This is a genomic window from Bacillus spongiae (assembly GCF_037120725.1).
Lineage (GTDB): Bacteria > Bacillota > Bacilli > Bacillales > Bacillaceae_K > Bacillus_CI > Bacillus_CI spongiae.
Genome location: NZ_JBBAXC010000022.1, coordinates 24,146 through 50,606 on the forward strand (window position 1 = coordinate 24,146; position 26,461 = coordinate 50,606).

Annotated in this window: 28 protein-coding genes and 2 pseudogenes; 9 read left to right on the forward strand and 21 right to left on the reverse strand. The window is 35.2% G+C overall.

Going from position 1 to position 26,461, the window contains the following annotated elements:
* Positions 1–14: 14 nt before the first annotated feature.
* Positions 15–482 (reverse strand): hypothetical protein, encoded by a 468-nt coding sequence (locus WAK64_RS19600; RefSeq protein WP_336588699.1) that lies wholly within the window; start codon positions 480–482, stop codon positions 15–17.
* A gap of 581 nt (positions 483–1,063) precedes the next feature.
* On the opposite strand from WAK64_RS19600, the gene WAK64_RS19605 reads away from it, so the two are divergent.
* From WAK64_RS19605 to WAK64_RS19620, 4 genes are all read left to right on the forward strand, one after another.
* On the forward strand, positions 1,064–1,351 hold the full coding sequence (locus WAK64_RS19605) for a YolC/YozM family protein (RefSeq protein ID WP_336588700.1): 288 nt from the start codon (positions 1,064–1,066) through the stop codon (positions 1,349–1,351).
* A gap of 350 nt (positions 1,352–1,701) precedes the next feature.
* Positions 1,702–2,649, forward strand: a complete 948-nt coding sequence (locus tag WAK64_RS19610) for an MBL fold metallo-hydrolase (RefSeq protein ID WP_336588701.1) — start codon at positions 1,702–1,704, stop codon at positions 2,647–2,649.
* A 157-nt stretch (positions 2,650–2,806) separates the two neighbouring features.
* Positions 2,807–3,226, forward strand: a complete 420-nt coding sequence (locus tag WAK64_RS19615) for a hypothetical protein (RefSeq protein WP_336588702.1) — start codon at positions 2,807–2,809, stop codon at positions 3,224–3,226.
* Positions 3,227–3,345: 119 nt separating this feature from the next.
* The gene (locus WAK64_RS19620) at positions 3,346–3,705 is read left to right on the forward strand and encodes a hypothetical protein (protein ID WP_336588703.1); all 360 of its coding nucleotides are present in this window, start codon (positions 3,346–3,348) and stop codon (positions 3,703–3,705) included.
* Between the two features lie 911 nt (positions 3,706–4,616).
* Here WAK64_RS19620 and WAK64_RS19625 read toward each other — a convergent pair.
* A complete protein-coding gene (locus WAK64_RS19625) occupies positions 4,617–5,222 on the reverse strand; it encodes a hypothetical protein (RefSeq protein ID WP_336588704.1) in 606 nt (201 codons plus the stop codon).
* Between the two features lie 223 nt (positions 5,223–5,445).
* Complete coding sequence (locus tag WAK64_RS19630) at positions 5,446–6,747, reverse strand: hypothetical protein (protein WP_336588705.1); 1,302 nt, start codon at positions 6,745–6,747, stop codon at positions 5,446–5,448.
* Between the two features lie 354 nt (positions 6,748–7,101).
* On the opposite strand from WAK64_RS19630, the gene WAK64_RS19635 reads away from it, so the two are divergent.
* The gene (locus WAK64_RS19635; RefSeq protein WP_336588706.1) at positions 7,102–8,025 is read left to right on the forward strand and encodes a DUF5655 domain-containing protein; all 924 of its coding nucleotides are present in this window, start codon (positions 7,102–7,104) and stop codon (positions 8,023–8,025) included.
* A 191-nt stretch (positions 8,026–8,216) separates the two neighbouring features.
* Here the strand turns inward: WAK64_RS19635 and WAK64_RS19640 are convergent, their stop codons facing one another.
* From WAK64_RS19640 to WAK64_RS19655, 4 genes are all read right to left on the reverse strand, one after another.
* Positions 8,217–8,963: an SDR family NAD(P)-dependent oxidoreductase gene (locus WAK64_RS19640; RefSeq protein WP_336588708.1), complete on the reverse strand. Its 747-nt coding sequence runs from the start codon at positions 8,961–8,963 to the stop codon at positions 8,217–8,219.
* 309 nt (positions 8,964–9,272) lie between these two features.
* The gene (locus WAK64_RS19645; protein ID WP_336588710.1) at positions 9,273–9,701 is read right to left on the reverse strand and encodes a MarR family winged helix-turn-helix transcriptional regulator; all 429 of its coding nucleotides are present in this window, start codon (positions 9,699–9,701) and stop codon (positions 9,273–9,275) included.
* Between the two features lie 563 nt (positions 9,702–10,264).
* Complete coding sequence (locus WAK64_RS19650; protein ID WP_336588712.1) at positions 10,265–10,663, reverse strand: VOC family protein; 399 nt, start codon at positions 10,661–10,663, stop codon at positions 10,265–10,267.
* 125 nt (positions 10,664–10,788) lie between these two features.
* Positions 10,789–11,370: a GIY-YIG nuclease family protein gene (locus tag WAK64_RS19655; protein ID WP_336588713.1), complete on the reverse strand. Its 582-nt coding sequence runs from the start codon at positions 11,368–11,370 to the stop codon at positions 10,789–10,791.
* 571 nt (positions 11,371–11,941) lie between these two features.
* On the opposite strand from WAK64_RS19655, the gene WAK64_RS19660 reads away from it, so the two are divergent.
* A complete protein-coding gene (locus WAK64_RS19660; protein ID WP_336588715.1) occupies positions 11,942–13,423 on the forward strand; it encodes a flavin monoamine oxidase family protein in 1,482 nt (493 codons plus the stop codon).
* Between the two features lie 371 nt (positions 13,424–13,794).
* Here WAK64_RS19660 and WAK64_RS19665 read toward each other — a convergent pair whose 3' ends face one another.
* Positions 13,795–13,974: a YuzK family famiily protein gene (locus WAK64_RS19665; protein ID WP_336588716.1), complete on the reverse strand. Its 180-nt coding sequence runs from the start codon at positions 13,972–13,974 to the stop codon at positions 13,795–13,797.
* A 569-nt stretch (positions 13,975–14,543) separates the two neighbouring features.
* Here WAK64_RS19665 and WAK64_RS19670 point away from each other — a divergent pair.
* Positions 14,544–14,810, forward strand: a complete 267-nt coding sequence (locus WAK64_RS19670) for an ATP synthase subunit c family protein (RefSeq protein WP_336588717.1) — start codon at positions 14,544–14,546, stop codon at positions 14,808–14,810.
* Positions 14,811–15,052: 242 nt separating this feature from the next.
* On the opposite strand, the gene sigJ is transcribed toward WAK64_RS19670, so the two are convergent.
* The 11 genes and pseudogenes from sigJ to WAK64_RS19720 all read right to left on the reverse strand — a co-directional run bounded on the left by sigJ (position 15,053) and on the right by WAK64_RS19720 (position 23,311).
* Positions 15,053–15,925, reverse strand: a complete 873-nt coding sequence (sigJ, locus tag WAK64_RS19675) for an RNA polymerase sigma factor SigJ (protein ID WP_336588718.1) — start codon at positions 15,923–15,925, stop codon at positions 15,053–15,055.
* 11 nt (positions 15,926–15,936) lie between these two features.
* Positions 15,937–17,127, reverse strand: coding sequence for an NAD(P)/FAD-dependent oxidoreductase (locus tag WAK64_RS19680; RefSeq protein WP_336588719.1), 1,191 nt, complete (start codon positions 17,125–17,127; stop codon positions 15,937–15,939).
* A 124-nt stretch (positions 17,128–17,251) separates the two neighbouring features.
* The gene (locus WAK64_RS19685) at positions 17,252–18,028 is read right to left on the reverse strand and encodes an SDR family NAD(P)-dependent oxidoreductase (protein WP_336588720.1); all 777 of its coding nucleotides are present in this window, start codon (positions 18,026–18,028) and stop codon (positions 17,252–17,254) included.
* Between the two features lie 49 nt (positions 18,029–18,077).
* Entirely contained in the window at positions 18,078–18,581 is a 504-nt protein-coding gene (locus tag WAK64_RS19690; protein WP_336588721.1) for a GNAT family N-acetyltransferase, read from the reverse strand.
* Positions 18,582–18,682: 101 nt separating this feature from the next.
* Positions 18,683–19,249, reverse strand: coding sequence for a GNAT family N-acetyltransferase (locus tag WAK64_RS19695; protein ID WP_336588722.1), 567 nt, complete (start codon positions 19,247–19,249; stop codon positions 18,683–18,685).
* Between the two features lie 58 nt (positions 19,250–19,307).
* Positions 19,308–19,415, reverse strand: a complete 108-nt coding sequence (locus WAK64_RS22515; protein WP_419465973.1) for a hypothetical protein — start codon at positions 19,413–19,415, stop codon at positions 19,308–19,310.
* 462 nt (positions 19,416–19,877) lie between these two features.
* A pseudogene (locus WAK64_RS19700) lies at positions 19,878–20,356 on the reverse strand (recombinase family protein).
* Between the two features lie 176 nt (positions 20,357–20,532).
* Positions 20,533–21,201, reverse strand: a complete 669-nt coding sequence (locus tag WAK64_RS19705) for a hypothetical protein (RefSeq protein WP_336588723.1) — start codon at positions 21,199–21,201, stop codon at positions 20,533–20,535.
* A 134-nt stretch (positions 21,202–21,335) separates the two neighbouring features.
* A complete protein-coding gene (locus tag WAK64_RS19710) occupies positions 21,336–22,001 on the reverse strand; it encodes a hypothetical protein (RefSeq protein WP_336588724.1) in 666 nt (221 codons plus the stop codon).
* A 184-nt stretch (positions 22,002–22,185) separates the two neighbouring features.
* Positions 22,186–22,848 carry a hypothetical protein gene (locus WAK64_RS19715; RefSeq protein WP_336588725.1) on the reverse strand — a complete coding sequence of 221 codons (663 nt, stop codon included), beginning with the start codon at positions 22,846–22,848 and terminating at the stop codon, positions 22,186–22,188.
* Positions 22,849–22,981: 133 nt separating this feature from the next.
* Positions 22,982–23,311 (reverse strand): helix-turn-helix domain-containing protein, encoded by a 330-nt coding sequence (locus tag WAK64_RS19720; RefSeq protein WP_336588726.1) that lies wholly within the window; start codon positions 23,309–23,311, stop codon positions 22,982–22,984.
* Between the two features lie 194 nt (positions 23,312–23,505).
* Here WAK64_RS19720 and WAK64_RS19725 point away from each other — a divergent pair, with 194 nt between their 5' ends.
* On the forward strand, positions 23,506–24,741 hold the full coding sequence (locus WAK64_RS19725) for a TolB family protein (protein ID WP_336588727.1): 1,236 nt from the start codon (positions 23,506–23,508) through the stop codon (positions 24,739–24,741).
* 363 nt (positions 24,742–25,104) lie between these two features.
* Positions 25,105–25,662 (forward strand): annotated as a pseudogene (locus WAK64_RS19730) (AAA family ATPase).
* A 262-nt stretch (positions 25,663–25,924) separates the two neighbouring features.
* Here WAK64_RS19730 and WAK64_RS19735 read toward each other — a convergent pair.
* Both WAK64_RS19735 and WAK64_RS19740 read right to left on the reverse strand, forming a co-directional pair.
* Positions 25,925–26,092, reverse strand: a complete 168-nt coding sequence (locus WAK64_RS19735; RefSeq protein ID WP_336588728.1) for a hypothetical protein — start codon at positions 26,090–26,092, stop codon at positions 25,925–25,927.
* Positions 26,093–26,230: 138 nt separating this feature from the next.
* Positions 26,231–26,461: integrase core domain-containing protein (locus WAK64_RS19740; RefSeq protein ID WP_336588729.1), on the reverse strand; the 231-nt coding region annotated here is incomplete at its 5' end.

The window sequence follows — 26,461 nt, forward strand, 5'->3', positions numbered from 1 at the left end:
GTTTCTCCTTGCCATTATCGTATATCGACAACAAACGTATAGGAAACCTCACCATTCGTCCATTCTGCTAAGACTTCATAAATATACGTACCTTTATTTGCAGGAAGAGTGAATTCATTAGAATTATGTTTAATTTCTTTTTCCCTTCCTTCTTCATTCCATAAATACACTTTAATATCAGGATTTTCTTCAATCCGAATATCAACTTTTTCATTAGGACTTACACTAATTAATTCTAATTTATCTGCCATTTGATATGGAGATATGTAATCTGTTTGTACAACTTCAGTTCCTAAGCCTTTTTTTCTCTCCCATCGATAACTGCCATCTTCAATTTGGTATTCCATTCCGTTAATAATCACTTGTCCTGTCATAGTTGGAGGAAATTCACTGTCTTTTTCCTTGATTCCAGTATTTGAGCAACCCATTAGTAAAAGGATAGCGCTTGTTAAAACCACAATAAAAATGTGTTTTAATTTCAAAATAATAGTCCCTCCTTAATTTATTTGACGAATTTGTTCCATGTTCGTTTCACTTTATTGGCTCTTATTGATATAAAGCACAAAGCATATCATTCTCCTAATCAATTGAAATGCGTCTAGCAATATGATCCCATAGGATTGAAAGGTTCTTCATTAAGATACCTTAATGCCTTCCAAAAAGGTCTTCATGGTAATAGAAAGGGAGATAGGATAACAGACTCAGAATAAAGCTTCAAAAGGGCCGAGAGTGTAAACATAGTAAATGAAAAAATACCGTAATAATTATAGTCTTACCAGTTATTGTATCAAAGGCCATTAAGTTCATGAAGTCAAATGAAGGAAGGTCCTGATAGGGAACCAGAACTGTTTATGGTCTTTTGAAGGAATAAAGGAACATCATAGAATTAGTATATTTGGGAATTGAGCTTTTTTAAATTCAAATTGAATTGTGTAGACATATAAGGAATTAAATGGTATTTTGAATCTGATGAATAAATCTATCAAATGTATATAATTACGATTAACAGGAGGAGATTAATATTAAGAAAATTATTTTTTCCTTAGTTAGTGTAACTGCTATTTTGTTATTTTTGTTAATCGACAGTAATGCTAATTATGGTAACGAGAAATTCAGTGCCCCTACCAAGGATAGCGATATTTTTACGCCAGTTTTGGAATACGTAATTGATAGTTATGATTATGTATTTGCTGTACAAGCGATTAAACAAGATCATGAAATTTGGATTGATATTGATGAAAGGGAAAGTGAAGAAGAGGTAAAAAATTATTTAGAAGAAAATCTACCTGATTCAATATTAAGTGTCTATAGTATTAACTTTAACAAACGTAGTTTGGACAATATCCGGTAAAAATATATGTTTCTATTCGTAAAACGGTAATGACAGAAAAACGCCTGATAATTAGTAATAAATCTAATTTCTCACTAAGGATATATCTCAGAGGATAAGGTTACTACGCTGATGAATTTAAATTAGGATTTAGTCAAAATAAAACGGAAGAAAATATAGCTGATTCAGCTTATCATTACTTCAAGTTTAAGTTATACCGAGAAATATTTAATACGAAGCAATGGATGTAGCCAGCAGGCAATTCGATTCTTCAAGAATAAAAAAAAGTGTCCATTCTTTATTTTATTAGTATTTATAAAACGTATAAATGAATTATTTTCTTGTTTTGAGAACAAAGAGGGGGGAGAGCCGTGAAAAACTTGATAAAGGAATCTGAACAATTTATTTTGTACTCTTTAAGTGACGGAGTGTATGCTGCAATATCTAAACCTGGTCAAGGTGCATGGAGTAACGCAGGTATCGTAGACCTCGGTGAAGCATTATTAATTTTTGATTCATTTTCTACTCCTTCAGCTGGATATGAATTAAGAAGGCAAGCTGAAGACATGACAGGAAAAAAGGTTAAGTACCTCATCAACAGTCATTACCACGGTGATCACACTTTTGGAAATCAGGCATTTATTGATACAACCATTATTTCTACTTCTTTGACCAGGAAATGGATAGAAGAAAAAAACAAAATGGATGATGTAGCGAAAGAAATAGAAGAGATGCAAGTATATTTAAAGAGCCTCAAAGATCAAATCCAGAAGAATCAAGACAGAATTATGAAGGCTAGTTTAGAAAACCAGTTGAATGAAATGACAAAAGTACTGAATGACTTACCTATTATGAAAATTGTATTACCACACGTTATATTTGACGAAAAGCTGATTATAGAAGGAACAAAGAGAAAGGTTGAATTACACTGTTTTGGTGGAGGACATTCCCCAAGCGATACATTTATGTATTTACCGCTTGAAAAAATCGGGTTTATGGGTGATGTAGTTACAGAAGATTTACATTTACCTATTTATAATCCTGAAGAATTTCAATTGATCTTGGATAAAGTGAAGCAAATGGATATTGAAACCTTTATTCCTGGTCATGGTAACGTAGGAAATCGTGACATACTATATACGTTAGAAGAGTATCTATCATTTTTAATTAAAAGCTCAAAGGAGGCAATTGCAAATAAGGTTCCATTAGAATCCTTTGTTGAAAATGTAGAGACTCCCAGCAAGTATAAAGACTGGAAAGGTATAAAAGGCATCCAAGGTAACCTTTCAGCAGCGTATTCATACTATTCGGGGGAGTAAGATTTATGAGCGCCCTTCGGTATGAGTGAAAATTAAGAGAATAGTACCTCGCTACTATTAATCCTATTAGTACATAAGTAATATAGAATAATTGTTATTTTTTGTTAAGATTATCTTATAAAAATGGTATATACCTTTTTTCATAAGGGGGAGGAAAGTGGAGAATAAGAAGCAGCTGCAAAAAATCAACTGGGTTGTATTTGCGACTCTAGTAGTAATATTTGTACTTTTCTCATACAATCAGACGATTAATACCGTAACGAGCTCATCCTTAGATGGACCTCAATCACGCATAGATTTTGGTATGAGTGGTTTTTCAACTTCATTCCTAATCATTTTACTTTTTCTTTCAGCATTATTAGTAATCGGCTGGAAGCGATTATTCCCATTTAATGTACCTATAGCTATCGTACTGCTTGGTTTTTATTTTCAGTTCCTTTTTATCATATTTACTACAGGTTGGATTGGCTTCGCAGGAACTTTCATATTAGCGATATGTGTAGCAGTCAGTTTAATAATGATTATTTCTTACGCGATCTACCTACTCAAATATAAAGAGGAATCCCGAGTTAAATAATTCTAAACAAAATAAAATAATAACGATATTTGTTCCTTTTTGAACTACTTTGTGTGTAGGCTAATATCAGTTAAAACGTATATCACTGAAGTTATGATTTATTGAAGGGAGTCCAGTTCATGTCATTATTGAGCAAGTTATTCGGAAAAAGTAGCCCTAAGCAACAAGAATACAAACGTCCTAGCTATGCTGGCACTTTGAGTATTTTGGTTATTTATAAAGAGGAAAAATATGATGATGCTGGAGAGCATATAGAGGAGCATTTTGAATTAATAGAAGAGCTATGGAATTATTCTTCCATAGATACATCAGGTTATACGTCATTAGATAGGGTCAAAAATGATTTTGGTACTAAATTACCGGTTTTTCCTGAATACCCATTGATAGGAGTTTATAAGGGAGAAAATCAGCTATTTATATCATCTGATTTAAAAGAAGTACAACAATTTATTGAAGAGTACGAGAGAACATATGAATAGTATAAAGGGCTCTATATAGATTGAACTAATTTCACATTCAAGTAACGTAGAAAGGTCAATATCTCAATTTTATTACTGTGATATTGACCTTTTTTACTATTAAAAGTCCTCTTATAAATCCTATTTTTTTGCAACTACTTTAAGAATCAAAACGACTTTGTAATTAATCAACACGATGAGCATCTTCTAGGATGCTTTTTTACTTAGTAGGAGGGGGGACAAGCAGATTTTGACGAAAATATAGCTAAGGATTTGTTATTATATTTAGACTGTTGAAGTGTTCGAGAGTTACTAACGAAATTATTATTTAATGGAAGAAAACGTAAAATTCGAACAGTATTATGTAAACTAACGAATAGAATGAAACACAAGGTAATGCGTATAGACGAGTAAAAATAATGACTTAAAGTGATACAATTAATGAATTTAATAGTAAAAGTATAAATAATAAAATAACTGTCACTGATATATAAAAACGATCAACGAGTTATTTGTTATGTAAAAATAAATTAATCTGTACAACTAATCAATATTTCAAAAAAACAAATTTTGTCTCATTATTAATAGTATACTTTTGAAATGAGACAAAATTACGATTTTAAAATCGACTTTCTATAATATATATTATGTAAACTAGAAAAAATAATAATAAGGAAACAATACTCTTTACTTATCGTCCTACTCCCTCTTTAACGACACGGAAACTTGAAATAAAAAGGTTCCTAAAGTATTTAATTATATGCTTTGGGTATGATTATGGCTCATCCCTATTCTGTTTCTTACACCTTCATTACTTGTATTTTTACCAATTGTTTAAAAGAAATTAAGCAGAATAATATTTCTACCTCAAACTTTTCATATTGAAAGTGAATTCTTACAGAAAACGCCTGGATAGCTTTAGTACAAAATTATTAGTATTTCCTTTCAATCTTATTAGCTGAAAAGCCCTTTGCAACAATATAGGAATCACCCATCTCTAACAGTTTATAATCTGTGCTATATTCCCGACTGTTTCTATAGTGAAGTGGCAACACAGTTGTTTTAAAACCGTACATAGTTAAGACATTTCTATAGGAATCCATTAGGTTAATTGGGCCTGTTGCAAAAAGTCCAAATTCCCCTTCTAGAAGCTTATCAACTCGACCATTTATGTATTTACCAAATGGTATGTTCCCTTTAGTATTGTCAAAATGAGTTTTTAGAAGTTCTCCCATTACTTCTTTAGTAGAATCTGGTCTACCATCAAAGAATACCTCACACCATTCTTTGTTATAATTCCATAACAATTCATGCTCATTGAATACCTTACATTCTACAAACACTTCGTATTTAAGTGTATGAGTTCTGAAGTCATCACAAACAATTTGCCACTGCTCTTGAATTTCATTATCATCATAATATGTTAGATTAATATCAATGGTAAGCGTGTCCAAATTCACCTTAAAACCAACAAGGTGTAAATCCACGTCTGTCTCATAACTTAACTTTGAAATTGCAGCATCTAAATCTTCAAGCATTACAACTCACCTCATTAACTCCCTTCTGGGTTCTCTTAATCTTTATTATAAACGAGTATTTATAGGATTTATCATACTAATTGCATTCGAGGTAACTAATACTCTTGGTGTTGGGATTTGAATATGTGTAAAGTTAGAATCACTACTTCTCACTTACTATTTGATCAAAGGTTAATTGGTGTCCATTCATTATTCTTTTGAAAGCGAAATAAAAATAATTACTTCAGCGATTATTTAAATACTCATCTGCTATTTTTCTGCAAACATCCTTTTTATCAAGTTCTGTATCTATTAGATAGTTAATAAATATATCTTCTACTTCCGTTCTATCAAATGAAGCTAAACAACGAAATGCATCCTCAAATAATACCTTCCAATTCATATCCTTAATAATCTTTTTAGACAGTTCAAATGCCCTTTCAGGATCATCACGCTGGAACTTCTTTAAAATCATTTCCAATTTTAATTCAGCTTCGTCATCGTACCTAGATAGAAGATTATTAATATGTGAGTCGGATACATCCTCAACAAGATCTGAAAGAGCAATGGATAAATAGTCAGGATAATGCGATTTTATGGAGTCAAAATCTATTGAAGACCCTTCAACCTCTTCTAATTTCCATACATCTTCACAATCTCTTAAAATTCTTTCAACCTCTGTATCTTTAAGTTCAGCATTTTGATTATCATGTATCTTTTTAAGATAGTTAAAAATTCTTTCTGGTTTTTTGAATAAATTGCTGGCATACCACCTCCCACCTGCATATAGTTCATCAGGTTTATTTTGAGGGTTTATTCCATAGTTAGAAACTTTTATAATGGTTAAACAATCAATTGATTTATTTTTAATATATGCTGCGGTTGCTCTATGGTGTCCGTCTAATAACGTGCTCATAAATCCATCATAGTAATAGGCTAATCCTGTCATCGACTTCCCTTTTTCAATCTGATTTATATAGTGTTTAACTCTTTTTTCGTTATAACAACTTTTACTTTGAGAGGGCAAAATGAATTTGGGTGTTACTGATCTATGATGAAATTTATAGTATAAATAATCAACCGTTGCATGATAATACTCTTTTCTACTTGTTAAGTTCCAAAAAAAGTTACCTTGACCATCAGTAGGTATCATTTCAATTCGTGTCAAGAAATAGTACCCGTCTTCTAAAATGGATAGCATCGGTTTAACATTATTGAAAATCGTTGAAATATCCCTTCCCACCTCTTGTGAATGTTTAATCGAATGAATAACGCTATTATTTATATTCTCTCTCCCTAACCCAATACTTAATAGCTTGGCACAAGTTGGACAGTGTAACTCATCTCCATAACTATTAATCAACGGTTTATCTTCTAACAATAAAAAGCTATGTGACTTACCGCTTTTATCACTTCCAAATCTAGTAGTCAATTTTCCATTTCCTCTATTTACTCTGAAAAGAAGCGCGTCATTACCCCAATCTGAATAGTTAGCTGGTAGGATATCTTCAAATTCAATCTTGTCTGGAAAATGAAATCGTTTCAATTTGAACACCCTTTCATGTTAAATAGTATAGAAACTTGGCCAAATAAGTAATGATTCAGATACTTTTATACAAATAACTGTTTATAGTAAGGTTTTTACTCAAAAGACTAGCGTAATTGCATATGTGTAATAAAGGTTTATTATACTATACTCCATCAATAAAATTCTCCAATATAGTACATTCCTCCATAGCAGATTCAAATAGAATAAGCAGGTAATCATCTTCATAGCTTTGATAAACTTCAAGAAGAAGCTTTCTAAATGGTTCTATCATGTGTTTTAATTCAACTAATATTCTAATAGGAAGAATTTAGAAGTAAGTAATGCTATACTAAATACAAGGAGGGAAATGAGTTGGGCGATATTAAGCTATTCCGTTTAGACGATAACAGCGTCGAAGAACTAACAGGTCAAGCCGTAACGGTTGAAAAATCGTTACAAAATACACTAGAACGACATTTGGATACGTTTTTAGGTGTGCGGTTTCTAGCCTCTGAATATAGTACGGGTAAAAAACACGCCGGCAGGATTGATACATTAGGCATTGACGAAAACAATTCACCAGTCATCATTGAATATAAACGGGCTGTAAACGAAAACGTTGTTACGCAAGGCTTATTTTATTTAGATTGGCTACTCGACCATAAAGCGGAGTTTGAGTTAATGGTAATGCGTAGATTTGGTTCAGAAGTATCGGATGCCATTGACTGGAGTAGTCCGCGTTTGTTGTGTATTGCTGGCGGTTTTACTAAGTTTGACGAGCATGCAGTAGCACAGATTAATAGAAACATAGAGCTATACGTTTATAAGTATTATAATGATGGTCTATTATTACTTGAATTAGTTAACGCCACTACAGCACAGACGGTATATAAACAGAATGACCTCCCCACTACTACCGCAACTAATCGTAATACTAGGGGGAAAACGGTTTCCGATTATTTGGAGCAAGCTACTATACAAATTACGGATAGATATGAAACATTAAAGGCGTATATGTTGGCTTTAGGGGATGATGTTCAAATAAAGATTCTTAAGAATTACATAGCGTTTAAACGTATTAAAAACTTTGTGTGCCTTGAAGTTCACCCACAAGCGGGAAAGATACTGTTATACTTAAAAATTGATCCAGATAGTATAAAAATAGAAAATGGTTTTACTCGCGATGTTCGGAATATTGGGCATTATGGTACTGGCAACTTAGAGGTCGTGATTGCAAGCGATGAGGATATCGAAAAGGCTAAACGTCTAATTGACATTGCATATGACGCAAGTTAATCATAACGTTAACACCTCTCCCATAAACCAGAAACGATCAAATATAAAATGGAAGCAATATTGAAGCCTAAAACTGATTAACGTTTTAGGCTTCCTAGTGCAGCAACGAATCATCCCCAAAAAATAGGCCATGATACATTACCATACTTTACTCCTCCTGCATTTGAAGTTAATCTAACGGACTATGAAGCTTAAGATATAGCGAGCCCTCCGTCTACACCGATGATTTGCCCTGTAAGCCAATCCGAATCTGGGTCAGCTAAATTCACAATCCACCGTGCTACGTCATCTGTCTCGCCGCGTCGTCCCAGTGGAATAATTTGACGCTCCTGTTCCTTTACTTCAGTAATCTGATCTTCTGTAAGACCCATACGCTCTCTGAGGAAAGCAGTTTCAACTGGCCCACTCGCCACCGCATTAACGCGAATCCCCTTCGGAGCAAGCTCAAGAGCCCAGCAGCGTGTGAGATGCTCAACAGCAGCCTTACTTGCCCCATATAGGGATAAGCCTGCAGCAGCTTTACTTCCATATGTGCTAGATAGATTAATTATTGAACCTTTTGTTTCTTCTAGGTATGGGATGGCTGCTGACGCAAGCATTGTGGGCCCAGCTACATTAACAGCAAAAATGTCATTAATCGATTTGGTATTCGCATTGGCTAGTGGTTGAATGACGCCGTTACCCGCATTGTTCACGATGATGTCTAGACGCCCCCAAAATTCCATTGCCGCAGCAACGGTTTTGGGTGCTGACTCAGGATCAGTGACGTCTGCTACAAATGCCTTAATGTTCGAATCACTAGCTGCAACCTTCTGCAGTGGACCAATTTGACGCCCAGTGATGAGTACCTTTGCTCCCCTTGCAGATAACAACTGAGCTGCTGCGAGTCCAATACCTGCCCCTCCACCTGTGATAATCGCTACCTTGTCTTTTAACATATTCATTTCTCCTTCGTTTTCACAAATTTAGTCTTTGTAACACTTGAGGAATTTTCCATTCCCTTTATACTCGCTTTGGAGTTATCTTTAATAGGTTTCTAAGAAAATAGACCTTAATCTTTAACCAGATGGAGCAAATCCATCATGGACTTTTGGTTTGCTCAAGCCCTCATTCGATAGCCTCTGGCTAATTTTCAATGTTTTTACCCTTAGGATAACAACAATAATTATAAAGATTTATTGATTAATAGTTAATTAATTAACTAAAATAGAAAGCTGTCCTTATAACAGGACAGAAATTAATACTATTTAAAACAACTTTTCCAACAAACTTTTCAATTGACTCTGTTCTTCCAGAGTAAGTTTATTGCCTACATTTTGAGTAATAGACTGTTCATATACAGGCCATACATTTGAAATGAGTTTATCACCCTCTGGTGTTAAACTTACTAGAATTCTTCTCCTATTATTCGGGTCAAACTCCCTACGGATGCTGCCTGCCTTCTCAAGAGAATTTAATAAATTACTTATATTCGCCCTTGTCACAGCAAGGTCATCACTTAACTCGGAAGGAACCATCGGTCTCCCGCTAGACTTTAGGGCAACAAGTACACACCACCGTCCCAACGTCAGATCAAACTTTCCTAGTTGTTCTTCCAATTGTTGAACCAAATGATGTTCCGTTTTATAAAGTGTCAGAAACACATTGACCGATAAAAGAGGATGTTCAAAAGGCATCCATTTCTCGATAATATATCCCCTCCTTCTAAATAGTTAATTAATTAACTGTTTGCGATTCATCATACTTTTCTTCGCCTCCTTTTGTCAAGTTTGGACAATTTATCGATCCGAGACACCCTACTCCAAATAGTTAAACGTTTAACTATTTATTAATTAATCATATTTTTTTCACCTTCTCTTGTCAAGCTCGAACACATAGAAAGGTTTTTGTTAAAGACGATTTATTAACGACAAACAGGTCAATATGTCCTTTAAATGGTACTCGGTACGTCCTTTATTTGATAAAGACTAAAAATTCGAACATAAAGCAACTCATTTTCATTATCCTTACAAGCGACTGACTCTTTTCTTTTTCCTTTGTAAAAAAGCCTTTGACTAATTTCAGCCAAAAGCGTAAATCGGTATGTCTATGTAGCAATATATCTTTAGGTTAAATCCTTCATTAGCATTTAGTTTTCAACTGTCTCCCTGAAATTAAAATTGCATGATTAATTAGCATAGTAATCGGTATTAAGCTCTTAATCGACATGCACTAATAGAAAATCGACACGAATCTAAAACTAACTTGACAACCCTGATGAATTCATGAGGACAATTCTCCAGCCATCGGGATCCTCGATTGTCATCCCCTTCTCCTTCCAATATGGATTTTCTGGGGAAACCTCTTGATAGCCTAATAAGCTTAGTCTACTACTGATTTTGTTTATTTCATTGATTTCAGGGATGTAAAATACAAGTAAATTATCCTTAGTTGGTGCAGGACATGGACTCCCAGAAATGTGGCGGGTGAATTCTAGATGGTATTTGACATCAGGTAGTCCAAACATTACCCCATCATACCCATCATGATTTTGAAAACTACCAATTCTTTTTAGTCCTAATCCTTCTTCATAAAATTTAATTACCTGTTCAAAATTGTCTGTGGGTCTTGCAATTCGAAACTGAACTGAACCTTGCATATGAATGCCTCCTTTAATTCAATATGTTATATGTACATCATCATTATATAAAGCGAGTACATTTCATACATTGTTCAAAAGAAGGAATAGTAGTTCATACTTTTGGTGGAGAAATGAGTGTATTGTTAACGTAGTTCTTCGTACCAGCCGTTTCCGCCTGGAGCACAATTATAAAACATTGGATTCTCAACAGCATTAAAAGTATCAATGTACATTTTTTCTAGTGTGTTTAATTGCTCTTCAGTATAGGCATACGCAATAATTTCTCTTTCAAAGTTAGCTTCACCAAATTTTTCAATGGCTTCCTTTAGCCGAACGCCACTTCCTAGGTAAGTCTCATCATTTCTTGAATGCTTTCTAACATATTTCATTCCATTTACAAGGTTTGTAGTAATATAGATAAATCCATATTTATTGTCAAGATCTATTTCACTTTTGTCCGATAGGTTTCTCTTTTTCCCAAGAGTAGATTCTTCGATTTCTTTCCATTTTCCGTTTGCCTGAAGCACTTCTCTAAAATAGGTGAAAATATTGTTATGTGTTCTCGCCTTATTCTTTCCATGATGCCTATCTGTATGTTCAACGCTAGTAATTAGAGCTTTCTTTCCTTCGTGTGGATTTTGTATTGTTACCCTGATTTCATTCTTTGTCCATTGAAAAAAATTTAATTTGAGTCCACTCAAAGTTTTTTCTGACTTCTTTGCCATAACCCTTCTCCAATCTCCACTTTGATATTCATTTAAATACACCGACATAAACTTTTATAAAAAGAAAATAACTACTCCTTATTATAAATACATTCTTTAAGTCTGTCATACTAGTACTAACGCATTAGCTCTCAGCATACAGCTTTTTTTCTGGTGTAGTTTTGTAAGTAAATGACATACAAGTGGATGTAATTCTTATGCTATCGACTTCATGGCTATTCAAGTAGTAAAAAATTCTTGGTGATTGTCTATTAAGATGAGGTTTCAACTTGTCATTTATTAGATCTAATCTTTTTTATTTAGTGCCTATCTGTTTTCTCCCTCTACCTCCCTCCTTCGTTAGCTAAATTGAAGTTAAAGACGATTTCGTAATAGGCTTCAGTTAACATTTCACTATCTCATTACGCAAACACCTATATAAACTTTTATTCACATAAAGAATAATCGCTCATGGATTAAGAGAACCTCTCCCCCCACGTTGCATACACATTATTCCCGTTGAATAAAATCATGGTAAGACAGTTTTGACCTGTTTACGTAAAGAATACCATTTATGTAAAGGAGGAATAGCATGTCAAGCTATATCGTGCCTGAATTACCAATGGATCATATGATTTCCATCATTAAAAAAGGACTTGAGAAAACGCAAGTTCCGAAAAAAATAATCATTGTAGGTGCGGGGATGGCAGGACTTGTATCAGCCTCCTTATTAAAGCAAGCTGGACATCATGTTACCATTCTAGAAGCCTCTGAACGGGTAGGAGGACGTGTCTATACGATGCGTGCGCCTTTTAGAGAAGGGCAGCATCTTGAGGCTGGAGCGATGCGCATTCCAGACACACATTTATTAACATTGGAATATATAAAAAAGTTTCAACTTCCGCTTGAAAACTCAATTAATATGACATTAAACGATATGTTGTATGTAAGAGGAATTAAAACTCGTTTCAAGATTTATGAGCAGAACCCTGATATGTTAGGCTTTCCAGTTGCTCCACACGAACGAGGGAAAACCGCTTTAGAGTTGCTACATGCAGCAACGAAGCCAGTGATTGATTATATTAACGTAAACCCGAAAAAAAATTGGCCATGGGTCCTAAAGGAATTTGATAAATACTCAACAGACACGTTTTTAAGATACAATCCATTTGGAGTACAGTTATCTTCTGGTGCAATCGATATGATTAAAGTACTTCTCTCCATAGAAGGGTTTCTAGACCTTTCCTTCCTAGAAATGATAAAGGAAATACTCCTAATTGCTGATCCGAATAGTAATTTCTATACGATCCCAAACGGGAACGATCAGCTACCAAAAGCCTTTCTCTCTCAATTAAAGAATGATATTCATTTCAGGCAAAAGCTAACAAAAATTGTGCAGCATGACAATCAAGTAACGATTCATTCGCTACACACAAAGATTTTGGAGCCCTCTCAAATTACAGGTGACCTTGCTATTATGGCCATTCCCTTCTCTGTATTAAAACTTGTTGAGGTTGAACCGTATGACTCCTTTTCTCTTTCTAAATGGAAAGCCATACGGGAGCTTCATTATGTAGCTGCTACGAAGGTTGGTATTCAGTTTAAACATAGGTTCTGGGAGAAAGAAGGACTATATGGAGGTCGAACAGTAACGGATCTTCCAATTAAATATGTAAAATACCCGAGCCTTGGTATCGGTAAAGGTGGTCCAGGTATTGTTCTAGCTAGTTATACATGGGGTGATGATGATATCCCTTGGAATAGTTTAGAGGATGGAGAACGCTTGGCATCCGCATTAAAAAATTTAATCCCTATACATGGAAAACAGGTTTACCGAGAATTTTTAACAGGAGCTAGTCACAGTTGGAGTCGATGTCCCTATGCTGCAGGTGCTTCTGCTTTATTCAAGCCTGAACAGGCGATGGAACTCTCCCCGTTTATCTCTACTCCTGAAGGAAGAGTTCATTTTGCCGGAGAGCATGCCTCATCTACTCACGGTTGGATTCAAGGTGCCATTGAGTCAGGTATACATGTAGCTCATGAGGTGAATCATTTACCAAAAACATTGTTTTAGTTCAGTTTTAAAAAACCGTTCTTTCAATGATGATAAACACACCTTTGTTGACATGATTCTCTTAACCTCAATTACTTCGATTTTTCAACGTGAAGTGCTGCTTTTTTTTCCTGTTGTGATCAATTGAATCCTTCGCTTCAAATTATTTTTTATAACCAAAATTCTTTTCTCTTGTTAAAGTATAATGAACTTTCGTGTTTAAATCTTCATGTTCGATAGGCTGTACCTTTAAACTAATAGACTCTTTAATTCGAAACGCTCGTATTATAGAATGTCGTTCTTCCCCTTTTTCATAGCTATCCTATTTAAGGTTTAATATTTTACAACGAGAAGGTAATGCCTTTACTAGGTAAATAATGACCATAGATTGTTCAGTCTTTTATTTCTTTTCGTGTTTGTTGGTCAATCGAAGGAAGTAAAATACGGGATAAATACGCATTCATCGTTTGATACTCCTGATCCATTTTGCGCTCAATTCTCAGTCTTGTAGAAAAGCAGCTTAGGTACTTTTCATAACTAATGCCATGAGCCTGAAACATTGCTTTATTCATACTATTCATATACCTTACCTTTATTTGGATAAATCTCACACCTAACTTTAAATTTTTTCCGTGAATTGTTATTTTTCAATTCCCTTTCTTATTGCCCATGTTCATGTGGATAGGTTGTTCTCTATTGTATTCATATGCTCTTCCCTTCTTTTTATATCACTTTATCTATTTATTTTACAAAAAGAAGCTTATCCATATGGTAGAAGATCAACTTTGTATTGTTCTATGAAGATTGATTAAGTTCACCTTGCACGTCAAGCATATACCCATTCCTAAATCTCTTTTAATAGATACTCCGCCTATTGCTTTGGGTTTCTTAAAGCCTAAATCCTTGCGCCACCTTTGCGCTTCTCTTGAACGCTTCTTGGCTCATTTCTTTCGTTCGTCTTCTTCTCTCCTCACTCATAGAAAAAGCACCTCCTCTACTGATTTACAATAGAGGCTTATAAAGCTTTCCACTCCTAACATGTTTTCTTGGACAAAGTCCACACCTTAGTAGTTGATGATGAATACTAAATAATAAGTACTATTTTACGATTATATTAAACAATTAACTGGGAGGTGAGTTAATGGAAAGTAAAAAGTTCAAAGTTTTTTTAAGTGTATTTGGTTTCATAGGTGCAGGCATCGCCATGATTGCTTTAGGTGGTATCGGTACAGGGATTGGAACAGCTACAGGAATGGCAGTTGAAGGAATAGCACGTCAGCCTGAAGCAGAAGATCCAATTTTAAACGCTCTTATGTTAGGGGCTATATTACCAGGGATTTTTCTCGCTTTACTTGCCTTTACGGTTGCCATATTGATTATTATTGCCGTTTGGAAAAGAAAAGTATGATAGAAGAAGTAGAAGGGACGATACATATTATTCTTATAAAATATGTATCGTCTTATTAATCTTTCATGAATTCCATACGAATGCAAGTAACCAATAAAACGTTCATCGTTTTTTTGTAACAGAGCCTTCGGTTAGTAAGGTTTTAACCTGAAACGAATACCTAACCAAATAAAGAACGAGCCAACTACTTCATCTCGTTCTTCATTTAGCAATGCGTATCTTCCGCTTCTGCATCGTCATATTTACTTTACATACTTCAGTTTATCTGGATTAACAAAATAGTAAATCGCTTTTATTTTTCCTTTCATTACATGAAAGCTCACGACTGCTGTGTATCCCTCTGGATCTTTTATGGTGAAACCTATTTGCCCATTTACTTTACTTAAAAAGAATTGATAATTTTCGTTCAATTGCTTATTCGAAAGAAACAAAAGGAAGTTTATTACTTTTTCTTTTCCTAAAATTGGTCGTAATGCCGCCACTTGTTTACCGCCACCATCTGCATAATAGATCACATCTTCTTCTAAATAATCAATTAGATGTGTAATATCTCCTTTTTGAAACGCTGATATGAATTCGAGGACAGTTTCTTCATGGTCTGATGATGGAGCCGTTCCTTCGAGCTCATCCTGTAGGTTCGGTAGCTCTTTTTTTATTCTACTCAAGATTTGCCGACAGTTACTCTCTGATTTTTGGACAATGTTTGCGATTGTTTTATAATCGTATTCGAGTATTTCTCTAAGGATAAAAACCGCTCTCTCAACTGGATTTAAGGAGTCAAATAATAACAGAAGCGCAATGGAGATTTGCTCTCCTTCCATGACCTCGTTCATTGGATTTTGGTTTGAAACAAAGGGTTCAGGTAACCATGTTCCAACATACATTTCTCTTTTCTTTCTCGAAGATTTTAGTAAATCTAAGCAGCGGTTTGTTACTAACTTACAGAGAAAGGCTTTTGTGTTTTGTTCATGCTTTAGCTCATAAGATTTTAGCTGAGTAAAAACATCGTGAATAATATCTTCAGCATCATCCACACTCCCTGTCATTTGATAGGCAAGTGAGAAAAGTAGCGGTTTATAGCTAATGTAAAATTGCTGAATTAATGAATTTTCCAATCTCATTCACCTCACTTTACTAAACTAGCAATATCCCACGTGAACTGACGAAATCGCATTCCTAATTGCCCCGTTATCGTGAAATTCAGTCCCCATTTTTGAATCCAAACAAATCCTTCATGTGGGCCCAAACTAATACAAAACAAGCGATACGGTATGCTTTTATGAATAACTTGGTTAGAGGAATGAGTCATTTTATTCTTCAGTATTTTCGCTAATCTCTGAGATTGTGGAATGGCCTCCTTACAGGTCATCCCGTCATACTCATTTGTGATAGGGTCCTTTATTTGAGCGCAGTCTCCGATTGCATAAATACCTGGTGATTCAGCTACTTCATAATGATCATTAACGATAAGTTGGCCTCGATCAGACAGAGGAAGATTAAATTGCTTGACGATTGGTGTTACTTGAACACCATTAGTAAAGATACAGCTTCCCACTTCATACGACTTTCCATCTTCACAAGTAAGACGTCCATTTTCGAATTCTTTTACTCTTGTATTTGGAATAAACGAAACACCTAACCGCTTCACCTTTTTTTCTAATTTTTCACTAATATGCTTGGGTGCTTGAGGCAACAGCCGTTGTTTAGGATCAAATAAAAGAACGTCAATAGTATGAGGGGCAATTCCATTCGCTTGAGCTTGTTCCTCTAGCCAAATGGCTAGTTCAGAAGCCGTTTCAATTCCAGTAATTCCTCCCCCAACAACAGCAATTTTTGGTGCAATTATTTGTTCATTGCCTTTGCTGATTACTTTTGTTCTATTTAATAACGCCAGTAATTGGTTTCTAATCTTATGCGCACTTTCTTCATCTTTTAGCGTAATTCCCTCCACAATAGCCTCCTGTTCCTTTACTCTACTTCCAAGTGTTATCGCTAAATAATCATATGAAAGCTCCTTTAATTGCTTTCCTTCGGTCTGAAGGCTTACTTCTTTATTCGTCTTATTGAGACTAACAACCTCTCCTTGTTCTAACTCGATTCCTTTTGAAAAATAGTGATGAAATGGAATTTTTAATTGTAATGCATTTCGATTTTCTGTAATGGCCTTCATTAACATCACTTTACGGAAATGATAAGCATTTTTATCAATTAAGATGATTTTTACTGTTGAACCTAACTCTTCTTTTAATTCCTTCTTCAAACTTTCGATCAAATTAATTCCAGCATAGCCGCCACCTAAAATGACTATTGTTTTCATGATTTTTCCCTCCTTACCCTTATAACGAGCAAGTCGGTTCATTTGTGACAAACAAAATTCAATTTCCTAATTTCATTTCCGTTTTTATTGTTCAGGTACATAAAAGTTTAACGCAAATTTCCCCCTATTTTTTCAGGCTCTTTTGAATAAATTGATATTCAAGATCAATGGACTGCATAACCAACTCTGGATTATTTGTTATAAATACTTTGTCGTTAAGAAAATCATTAACAAATTGATCACCAACCAGCTCCGGGGCTACTAAATTCCGTCCCTTTGGTTGTTTTCCCGTTACATTGTTGGAAGATTCATGTAAGAGATTATGACGCTTCGCTGCAGAATTTTCGGCTAATTTTCCTTTAACGCCAGAAGGAATGAGTAGGCTAACGAAAATACCTTCCTCTCTAAGCTCATTATGTAACGATCTAAAGTATCCTAATAAAGCATGCTTTGTAATGGAGTATAACCCAAGCCCTAATTGAGGATTTACCCTCCCGAATGCAGCTGTGGAGGAAGTGAGCATAATTCTTCCTCGCTCTGATTTCTTAATTAAAGGTAACAGCGCATCGACTAATCGAATGTTAGAAAATAAATTCGCATTAAAAGCCCATTTCCACTTCTCTTCAGAAAGATGTTGTATACTGCCTTCATCAATTGCACCGATTGTGATAATGAGCATATCGATATGATCGACGAGTTTCGCCATGTTTTTATACAGTGTATTTACAGACTCATCATTGTCAGCATCAACATATAAGTGTAAAACATCGCCTATCATTTGTTTATCTTTATTTAAAACGTGCTGATCACCTACGATTACATTGAACCCCTTTTTTACTAGTGAGGCAGTAATCCCTTTGCCGACACCACTTAAGCCACCAATAACAAGTGCATTTTGCATAATCAATCTCTCCTTTTTATAGGCGAACTTTTCTATTCGATGTAAAGCATTATTCTATCCCTACCTTATCACTCCGTCTTTCTAGCAGTATCACATCACGCCATATACCCTTTAACTTCCCTATTCGTTCTCTAGTCCCGACCACTTTAAAGCCTGCTTTTTTATGTAAGATCATGCTAGCTTCATTTTCAGGGAATAGGCTTGCTTGTAACGTCCAAATACCTGCCAATTCACTTTTTTGGATGAGTTCCTGTAGTAATGAGCTACCTACCCTCTTCCCTCTAGCCAATTCATCGATGTATATACTTACTTCCGCTACACCACCATAGACACATCGACTCGAAATAGGTGATAAGGCAGCCCAACCAATTACCTTTTCATCCATCCGGGCAACTATACGGCACTCCTCGAGATGGGATTTATCCCATTCCTTCCATGAAGGAGCATCTTCCTGAAAGGTGGCATGGCCTGTCTTTATGCCAGAAAGATAGATATCTTTCACTTCCTGCCAATCTTCTTTTTGCATTTTGGTAATTGAAATGGTCTTGTTCATCGTAGAGCCCCCTATAAGTTATTTAAAATGTTAATCTATTTTCTTGTTTTTTACATACATTGTAGAATGCTGCTTATTCCTTTATGTTTAGCATAAATCCTTTATCTGTAATCCTCTTTAAGAATGCTGTATATTTCTAAATCAATGACCCCTTTACCAGACCATAGAGTAGCCTGCCTTAATAGCCCTTCTTTTAGAAAACCATTCTTTATAAGTACTTGTTTTGACGACTCATTTGCAGGCATGACCTCTGCTTGAATTCTGTTCACCTGTACTTCCTGCAACAAATAGTGAATAACCATACGAACAGCTTCTGTAGCGATCCCTCTTCCCCAGTAGTCCTCTGCTAAAAAGTAACCGATTGAAACACTATTCACCTTTTGATTTATTTCCATACATTCTATTATTCCCACCAATTTTTCACTTTGACTTTTTTCGAAGATTCCCCATTTCACTCTTTTTCTTTTTTGAAAATCTCTTTCAAAGTGACCAATCATTTTATTGACAGTGTTAAAGTTATGCTTCGGTATGATTCCACAATAATGAAAAACATTAGTATTGTCATAGATATTAAAAAGTTCTTGAACATGTTCTTCTTTGATTTTTTTCAATTGCAAATTGGTCGATTCCAATCTCGGGAAGTCACCAAAGATCAACTCTATATTCATATAAACCTCTCCTTTATGCTTCAATTGGGATAAAAATCGTCATGTTGATTTTATCTGGTTATGTGGAATTCACTACATCCGTTCTTTCAAAATCAGGTCCTTCCGCTCTATTATAATTTGAATAAGGGAACCATGTTCCGAATATGTACCTTCTTGTGTCTTGAATTAATTCTGTGCTCCCATTCTGGAATTAGAACGTTTACAAATCCATTCGCTAAGCCTAAAGCAGAGTCCTCCAATTCTTTTCAATAAAGAATGAAAACCCTCCACCATCCTTAAAGTGAGTGGATAATCCGTATGGTATATTTGGGGCAGCTTTGTTCGGAATTCGTTGATAATATTGATTACTGCCAAAATCATGATAAAATCCTGGATCTCCTCGAAATACCGTTCACTATTAATATTTATTTTGTATTCATAACCGACTGAAAGTTCCAACTTGTTAGCTTCAAGTCAGGTCTTGCTGATAACGGATGACAATGGTGTAAAATGTTCGCTACTCTCTTCCTTCCATATCTCTTACACTCAAGGCAACGATATTCATCCCACTTTAATATGTTAGGTCGTTTCTTTTTCCATCGTGTTGTTTTGTAGAAATTCATACAATCACCCAATAAAAAGAGCCGAACTATTTAGCCGACTGCTTTCCCTTTGCTCGTATTAACGTACTCTTTGATATTCCTGTTAGTTCCTCTACCTGCTTGTATGTGTTTCCAATAGGTTCAAAGCGTGTTCCTTTTGCTTCCTGCTAAACTTATTAGGTCTACCTTCACGATAATCGTCACGCTGTCGAGCAATAGCCTTGCCTTTCTGTGTTCGCTCTATAATCATATTGCGCTCCAGCATTGTTTGTAAAAAGAATCGTCCCATCGTTGTATTCTCCAAGAGTCCTACATTCAAGACATGAACCCGAATACCTTTATTAAAAAGGCTTTCCACGATCTCAATACCTTCCATAGTATTCCTTGCTAACCTGTCTAACTTCGTCACTACAAGAGTATCACCTGTTTCTAACTTCTCTAGTAGCTTGGTAAATTCAGGTCTGTTCGTTTTTACCCCCGTGAACTTTTCCACTACAACGGACTGACAGCCTTCTTTTGCTAATATCTCTCGTTGAGGTTATAAATCTTGTCCCTTTGTACTCACTTATTTCATAAGAGCAACCATAGGTTCAAGACTGTTGAGTTATGACACTTTTAATGAGAAAAAGCACCCTTGAAGGGATGCTAATACCTTTAATGATTTAATAAGAAAAACTCATGACTTAAATGATGGTTCAATTACTATTTATCATTTTTAGGAGAAGATAAGAAAATCGTTAATCCGCCTAATAACAGGATACTAATCATCAATATTCCCCAAACTATAGATTGGTCTCCAATACCAATATCAACCGCGCCAAGAGAACTAATCCCCAATCCAACTCCAGTTACAGCTATCACACCTGCAATACAACACAAGCTTTGACGTTTCTTTAGAGAAATAAGAATAACGAAGAGAGCAATGAGCAAAACTATCAATAAAAGAATACCCAACAAGATGATTAATATTTCATTTAGGTCGCCCACAGTAGTTGAAGCAAGAGTCGCTAGGATGATTCCTGTTCCTAAGCCTATTCCTGCTAAAGCAATTCCTCCTCCTAAACAACAAAACTCCTTTTTCTTTATAGCAGATAACAACGTAAATGCCGACACGAAGGCTGCAATCATAATCAAGGTAAGGATTGCTAAGATGGTAAATACCTCTGGAAACGAATCAAAAGTCGCGTTGTTAACGCCAAAAGTAAGGATTCCTAATGCAGTAGATAGAACCCCAATCGCTACCCCTCCGACTAAGCAACAGATACGATCATCCTTCTTAAAAGATAGGACAAGGGTTAATGCAGCTATAATTACAGCGACTACCAAAATAATAAGCCCTACTATAAATGCTTCTTCAAAAACTATTCCCATAATTTTCTCACTCCTTTTTTGATAAATTCTATGAAGAAGGGAGTGAAATAATGACGAATTGTAAGGTTAATAGTTTGCTTAATTAAAAAGCACCCTTGAAAGGATGCTACGGTATTTCTAACATAATTCTATTTTTAGCAATTTTTTTTTCCTTCCTTATCGACAACCAGTATGAGTACCCCCATTAAAATAAATAATAAGAGTATATTAGGAATAACACTACCCACATTAACCCCTGTAAAGAATGTACCAATCCCTAGTGCAACTCCAGCTAAGGCTATCACACCTGCAAAACAGCACAAACCTTTACATTTTTTGAGCGAAATAAGGATGACCAAAAAAGCAGTAATTGAGACTGCTAATAAAATGATGATCGATAGAACGAATACTGTTAAAAAGATCTCTTGAGTAGCCTTTGATACAAATGAAAATGTCAGGATAATACTTGCTCCATATCCTATACCTGCAAGAGCAATCCCTCCGCCTAAACAACAGAACTCCTTTTTCTTGATGACAGATACCAGCGTAAATAGTGACACAAAGACTGCGATGATTAATAAGATAACTAGCACTATGATGGTAAACGCCTCAATGAATTCCAGACTGCTAGTTTCAAAGGTTATAACTGATGTAATCAATAAACCCAATGAGAAAGAAACAATCCCAAGTGCTGTTCCCCCACCTAAACAACAAATACGATTCTCCTTTTTAAAGGATAGTACAAGAGGTACAGCAGCAAAGATTCCAACGAGCAATAGTATAAACAGTAATGCTATAAAAAATTCTGACGCAAATTCCATATTCTCACCTCCTTTTTGATAAATTCTATGAAGAAGTGAGGAAGTTAATGACTACTTGGAAGATTAATAGTTTGCTGAATCAAAATACAAAAACGAAAACAACCTAAAAGAAAAAACGCCTGGAATAATCAGGCGTTTAAATGAAGGCAGTGTGGAAATATTTCAATATATTTCCAATCTTATTTTAGTTATTAATACTCTTATTAACAAGAGGTACGAAAACTCCCGATAAAACCAATAATAGGATATTCGTAATCAACGTAGTGACTCCAAATAACTCATCAATCACAAGAGTAAATGCACCAAACCCTAGTACAACCCCCGCTAGAGCTATTGCGCCTGCAAAACAACACAAGCTTTGACGTTTTTTTAGTGAAAGAAGGATAACCAATAAAGCAGTGATTGAAACTGTTAGTAAAATAATGACCCATAGAATCAGTAGCGTAATAACGAATTCTTCAGAACCACTAGAACCACTTGCAATAAAGGTAATACTAGCTCCATATCCTATACCTGCAAGTGAGATTCCTCCACCCAAGCAGCAAAATTCCTTTTTCTTTATGACAGAAAGAAGTGTAAATATGGACGCGAATATGGCGAAAATGAACAAAATAATCATTGTTATAAGAGTCAATATTTCTGAGAATTCCTCATCTAGGATAAAAGAGCCCGACAAAGCAAAGAAACCTAATATAGAAGAGACAAGAGCTAGTACTACTCCCCCACCGATACAACAAATGCGATTCTCCTTTTTGAAGGATATTACTAAAGTAATAATAGAAATAGTTGCGACTACCAATAATAAGACTAGTCCAGTTATAAAAATAATTTCAGAAATAGAATCCACGAAAATACCTCCCTACTTTTTTTACATTCTATGTAGGAATGATAATAAAATGACTAGTTGAAATTGAATGCTGGCTAAATTTATTCTTTCCGGTTTGTTCATGCGTATATTTCCTTTCACTATACGCTGAAAATCAAAAAAGTTTATTTTCGTTTGTAAATGGATTGACGTTTCCCTGTTTACGGTATTTTCCTGGCGTTATACGGAAGCAGTTTACAAATGCATATGTAAAGGCTTCTTGTGATCCGTATTGAAACATCACCACAATGTCTAAAATGCTTCTTCTACTTTCTTTTAATAAGACAGCAGCATGAAAAAGTCTTCGCTTTCTTATGTATTGTTTCACTGAAAATCCCGAAATCGCTTGAAAGCTGCGCTGGAAATGAAATGCTGAATAACAAGATTTTGAATCAATGTTTGTAGTGCTTAATTTGTGATGTAGGTTTTCTTCAATGTAATCCATTGCGTTTTGTATCCTTTTAAAGTATTCCATCGATTAAGAATTAAATTTTTTGTTTTTTTGTGCTATTTCTTACTCTCCTTAACAAAATGGATTATTTTCTGTTAAACCACTATGATCCTGCACGCGGCATTAATTGTATAAATTCCCTATCGGAGAAAATAGTAAGAATATGATTGCTGAAAGGAGGAGCGTAAATGAAAAGAGCTTTGTTCTTAACACTCACCTTTGTATTATTGTTGCCACGAGCGCCCCTAGCGGTTAGCGAGGATGTAGTGAAAGCCGCGTTTATTCGGGAGGGCAATTTATGGATTCTATTAAACGGGCAGGAAAAACAAGTGACAGAATCAGCTGGGCTGTTATCTAAACCCCAATGGTCAAAAGATGGAAAATGGCTAGCCTATCAAGTAGCGGTACCTGCTAAATACCAAGAGGATAAAACTCAATCGGAAGTATGGGTCTATAATATTGATTCAAATGAAAAGAAAAAAGTATTTTATAATGGCTATTCGCCTAAATGGGCACCCGATAAAAATCACCTCGCTTTTGGGAATGGAATATTAAATATTTCTGATTTAAATCAGTTCTACAACATTGCAACTGGCGTTTCGGACTATACATGGATACCGGACGGAACTGGCTTCCTTCTTTCGTCATCCGGAACCCTTCGCCCAGATGGTTGGTCGAGCGCCTCCTTATTCACCAAACATGTGAACCATCACTATAAAGACATTGTTCTCTTCGGAGGAGTGGAACCATTCTTTACATTGCCGAGAGAAATCGGGACTACCGTAAAGAATAAACTCATTGCCGTATATACCGAGCAGCTAACCTACTCTCCCAGTGGCAAATGGATTTCCTTTATAGTATCTCCGACCGCCTCCTGGTCTATGGACAGCAATATGCTTTGCGTGATCAATAGCGATGGGAAAAAATTCGAGGTATTAGACGAAGTGATTTTGCAAGTAGGTAAGCCAAAGTGGGCACCCTCCACCGATACCATTGCCTTTATCGCAGGTGGAGGAAGAATTGTTTTCGGATTTAAAGATAAAGATTTAAAGACAAGGGAAATGCCTGTTTCAGGAACATTTACGCCTGCCAATTACGCGGATCTTGATTTCAGTTGGATCACGAACAAATTATTGGTTGTATCAAGAATAAAAGAACAAGAGTGGAGCAATGACTTCAGTAAGCATCCGCTTCCAATGCTTTATTCCGTTGATATTGCCAAGAATAGGCAGCTGAAAATAACCAATCCCCCAAAAGGGTATGGGGATTATTCTCCTCAGTTTATCCAATCTACTAAGAAGCTTGTATGGCTAAGAGGGTCCTCTTTGATAGACTCAAAAAGAGATCTCTGGAAAGCCAACGTAGATGGTACCGAAGCAACGAAATGGCTTCAAAATGTGGAGGATATCGTATTTTATCAATAATCTAATGCTCTTCTTTAGTGGAGAAAATACTCACCCACAAATATCCTTGCTTGTTCCTCATTTCATGATCCTTAAAAGAAGCAGTTTTACCTGTCTGGTATTTGCAGTTCAGTTATCATCCAAATTGGACTGCTTATTTTTGTATATTTAACACCGTATATACAAGAATGATAGCAGAGCTACATTTGCCATTTGTGTTTTACAAGAAGATACAAACTCAATCCAATTTGCATGAGTTGTTTACTGAAACACTCTCTCATTCCTTTGCTAAATTACTATTCGAAAGCAAAAAGGAGTGGATAATTATGTTAAGGTAATTAGAATAAAGTGAATGATTTGTACTTATAGTAGGAGTGAGATCGATTGAAATTTGTTTTATTATTTGGACCTCAAGCTGTAGGGAAAATGACAGTAGGGCAAGAGTTATCAAAAATAACTGACCTGAAATTATTTCATAACCATATGACGATTGATTTGTTAGAACCCCTTTTTGGATTTAGCCCAGACTTGTAGAGGTTAACCACATTATTTCGAAAGGAAATCTTTGAAGCTTTTTCTAAAAGTGATAGAAATGGCATGATTTTTACATTTGTATGGGCATTTGATATGAAAGAAGATTGGGAGTTTATTGAGGAAATAGGTGAAATTTTCCGTTCACAAGATTTTAAATTATATTTTGTTGAACTAGAAGCTAGTGTTGAAGAAAGGCTTATCCGGAATAAAACACCGAATAGGTTAGAACAAAAGCCTACAAAAAGAAATATTGAGCAATCAGAGCAAGATTTATTGAATACATATGACCATCATAGATTAAATTCAGAAGAAGGCGAAATTAAACAAGAAAATTACATGAGAATAGACAATTCCAACCTTAGTGCTGAAGAAGTAGCAAAAATGATTAAAAGCGAATTTAAGTTATAGAATATTGCTGCTATTAAGAAACGCCAAGAAGCCATTTTGAAAAAGAATGAATCAAAATGGCCCTTTCTATCTGATTGATATCAATGAACAATAATAAAGATTCATATATATAAAAGTTTACTGTTCATACATCTCTTTTTTACTGTATAACTTTTTTGTTAAACAGCTACCCACATCTTCAATTAATGCTTCCAAACGTATTATATGGTCAAATTGTTTGCGTGACTACATTTACAAAACTAAAGACCCTCTTTCAAAATCATTAACTATTTTTATTGTTCGTAAGAATGTATTCACGAAAATATAGTAGAAATGGTTTATATAATTCTTCTGCCATTTTATTTTCTAGTTCAAAAATTTCTTTTACAATTTCAACCTGCAATTTCTCTTTTTCTATTGAATACTCACTATCCTCTAGTTCTGTAACCATTTCATAAAACCACTCACATTCACACCTTACAGATTTGGTTCCATCAGCATATTCTCCTGAAGCCCATAAAAATGATCCTCAGGAGATTTCTCTTCTTTGGACTTGGGTCAATATCTTAGACACCAATAAGTTAACTTTTTATACAGATTGACGGTACTTATCTTCTACTTCCTGAGGTGTCTGAAAGTTTAATTGACTATGAATACGACGACGGTTGTACCATCCTTCAATAAACTGAAACAACGCAATCTTTGCTGATTCGTAATGTAAATAAGTAGTGTGATAGACTTCTTCCTTCTTCAAAATAGCGTGAAAAGATTCAATGCAGGCATTGTCGTATGGACAGCCTTTCCTACTGAAGGATGGTGT

What these genes read in the sequence shown, in the direction of transcription:
- WAK64_RS19640 (WP_336588708.1), bottom strand. Translation starts at nt 8,963, where the DNA reads ATGTTAAAAGACAAGGTAGCGATTATCACAGGTGGAGGGGCAGGTATT.
- WAK64_RS19690 (WP_336588721.1), bottom strand. Translation starts at nt 18,581, where the DNA reads ATGAACAAGACCATTTCAATTACCAAAATGCAAAAAGAAGATTGGCAG.
- WAK64_RS19710 (WP_336588724.1), bottom strand. Translation starts at nt 22,001, where the DNA reads ATGGAATTTGCGTCAGAATTTTTTATAGCATTACTGTTTATACTATTG.
- WAK64_RS19705 (WP_336588723.1), bottom strand. Translation starts at nt 21,201, where the DNA reads ATGGGAATAGTTTTTGAAGAAGCATTTATAGTAGGGCTTATTATTTTG.
- WAK64_RS19725 (WP_336588727.1), top strand. Translation starts at nt 23,506, where the DNA reads ATGAAAAGAGCTTTGTTCTTAACACTCACCTTTGTATTATTGTTGCCA.
- WAK64_RS19645 (WP_336588710.1), bottom strand. Translation starts at nt 9,701, where the DNA reads ATGCCTTTTGAACATCCTCTTTTATCGGTCAATGTGTTTCTGACACTT.
- WAK64_RS19650 (WP_336588712.1), bottom strand. Translation starts at nt 10,663, where the DNA reads ATGCAAGGTTCAGTTCAGTTTCGAATTGCAAGACCCACAGACAATTTT.
- WAK64_RS19665 (WP_336588716.1), bottom strand. Translation starts at nt 13,974, where the DNA reads ATGAATAAAGCAATGTTTCAGGCTCATGGCATTAGTTATGAAAAGTAC.
- WAK64_RS19695 (WP_336588722.1), bottom strand. Translation starts at nt 19,249, where the DNA reads ATGAATATAGAGTTGATCTTTGGTGACTTCCCGAGATTGGAATCGACC.
- WAK64_RS19655 (WP_336588713.1), bottom strand. Translation starts at nt 11,370, where the DNA reads ATGGCAAAGAAGTCAGAAAAAACTTTGAGTGGACTCAAATTAAATTTT.
- WAK64_RS19625 (WP_336588704.1), bottom strand. Translation starts at nt 5,222, where the DNA reads ATGCTTGAAGATTTAGATGCTGCAATTTCAAAGTTAAGTTATGAGACA.
- WAK64_RS19660 (WP_336588715.1), top strand. Translation starts at nt 11,942, where the DNA reads ATGTCAAGCTATATCGTGCCTGAATTACCAATGGATCATATGATTTCC.
- WAK64_RS19735 (WP_336588728.1), bottom strand. Translation starts at nt 26,092, where the DNA reads ATGGTTACAGAACTAGAGGATAGTGAGTATTCAATAGAAAAAGAGAAA.
- WAK64_RS19620 (WP_336588703.1), top strand. Translation starts at nt 3,346, where the DNA reads ATGTCATTATTGAGCAAGTTATTCGGAAAAAGTAGCCCTAAGCAACAA.
- WAK64_RS19670 (WP_336588717.1), top strand. Translation starts at nt 14,544, where the DNA reads ATGGAAAGTAAAAAGTTCAAAGTTTTTTTAAGTGTATTTGGTTTCATA.
- WAK64_RS19680 (WP_336588719.1), bottom strand. Translation starts at nt 17,127, where the DNA reads ATGAAAACAATAGTCATTTTAGGTGGCGGCTATGCTGGAATTAATTTG.
- WAK64_RS19720 (WP_336588726.1), bottom strand. Translation starts at nt 23,311, where the DNA reads ATGGATTACATTGAAGAAAACCTACATCACAAATTAAGCACTACAAAC.
- WAK64_RS19685 (WP_336588720.1), bottom strand. Translation starts at nt 18,028, where the DNA reads ATGCAAAATGCACTTGTTATTGGTGGCTTAAGTGGTGTCGGCAAAGGG.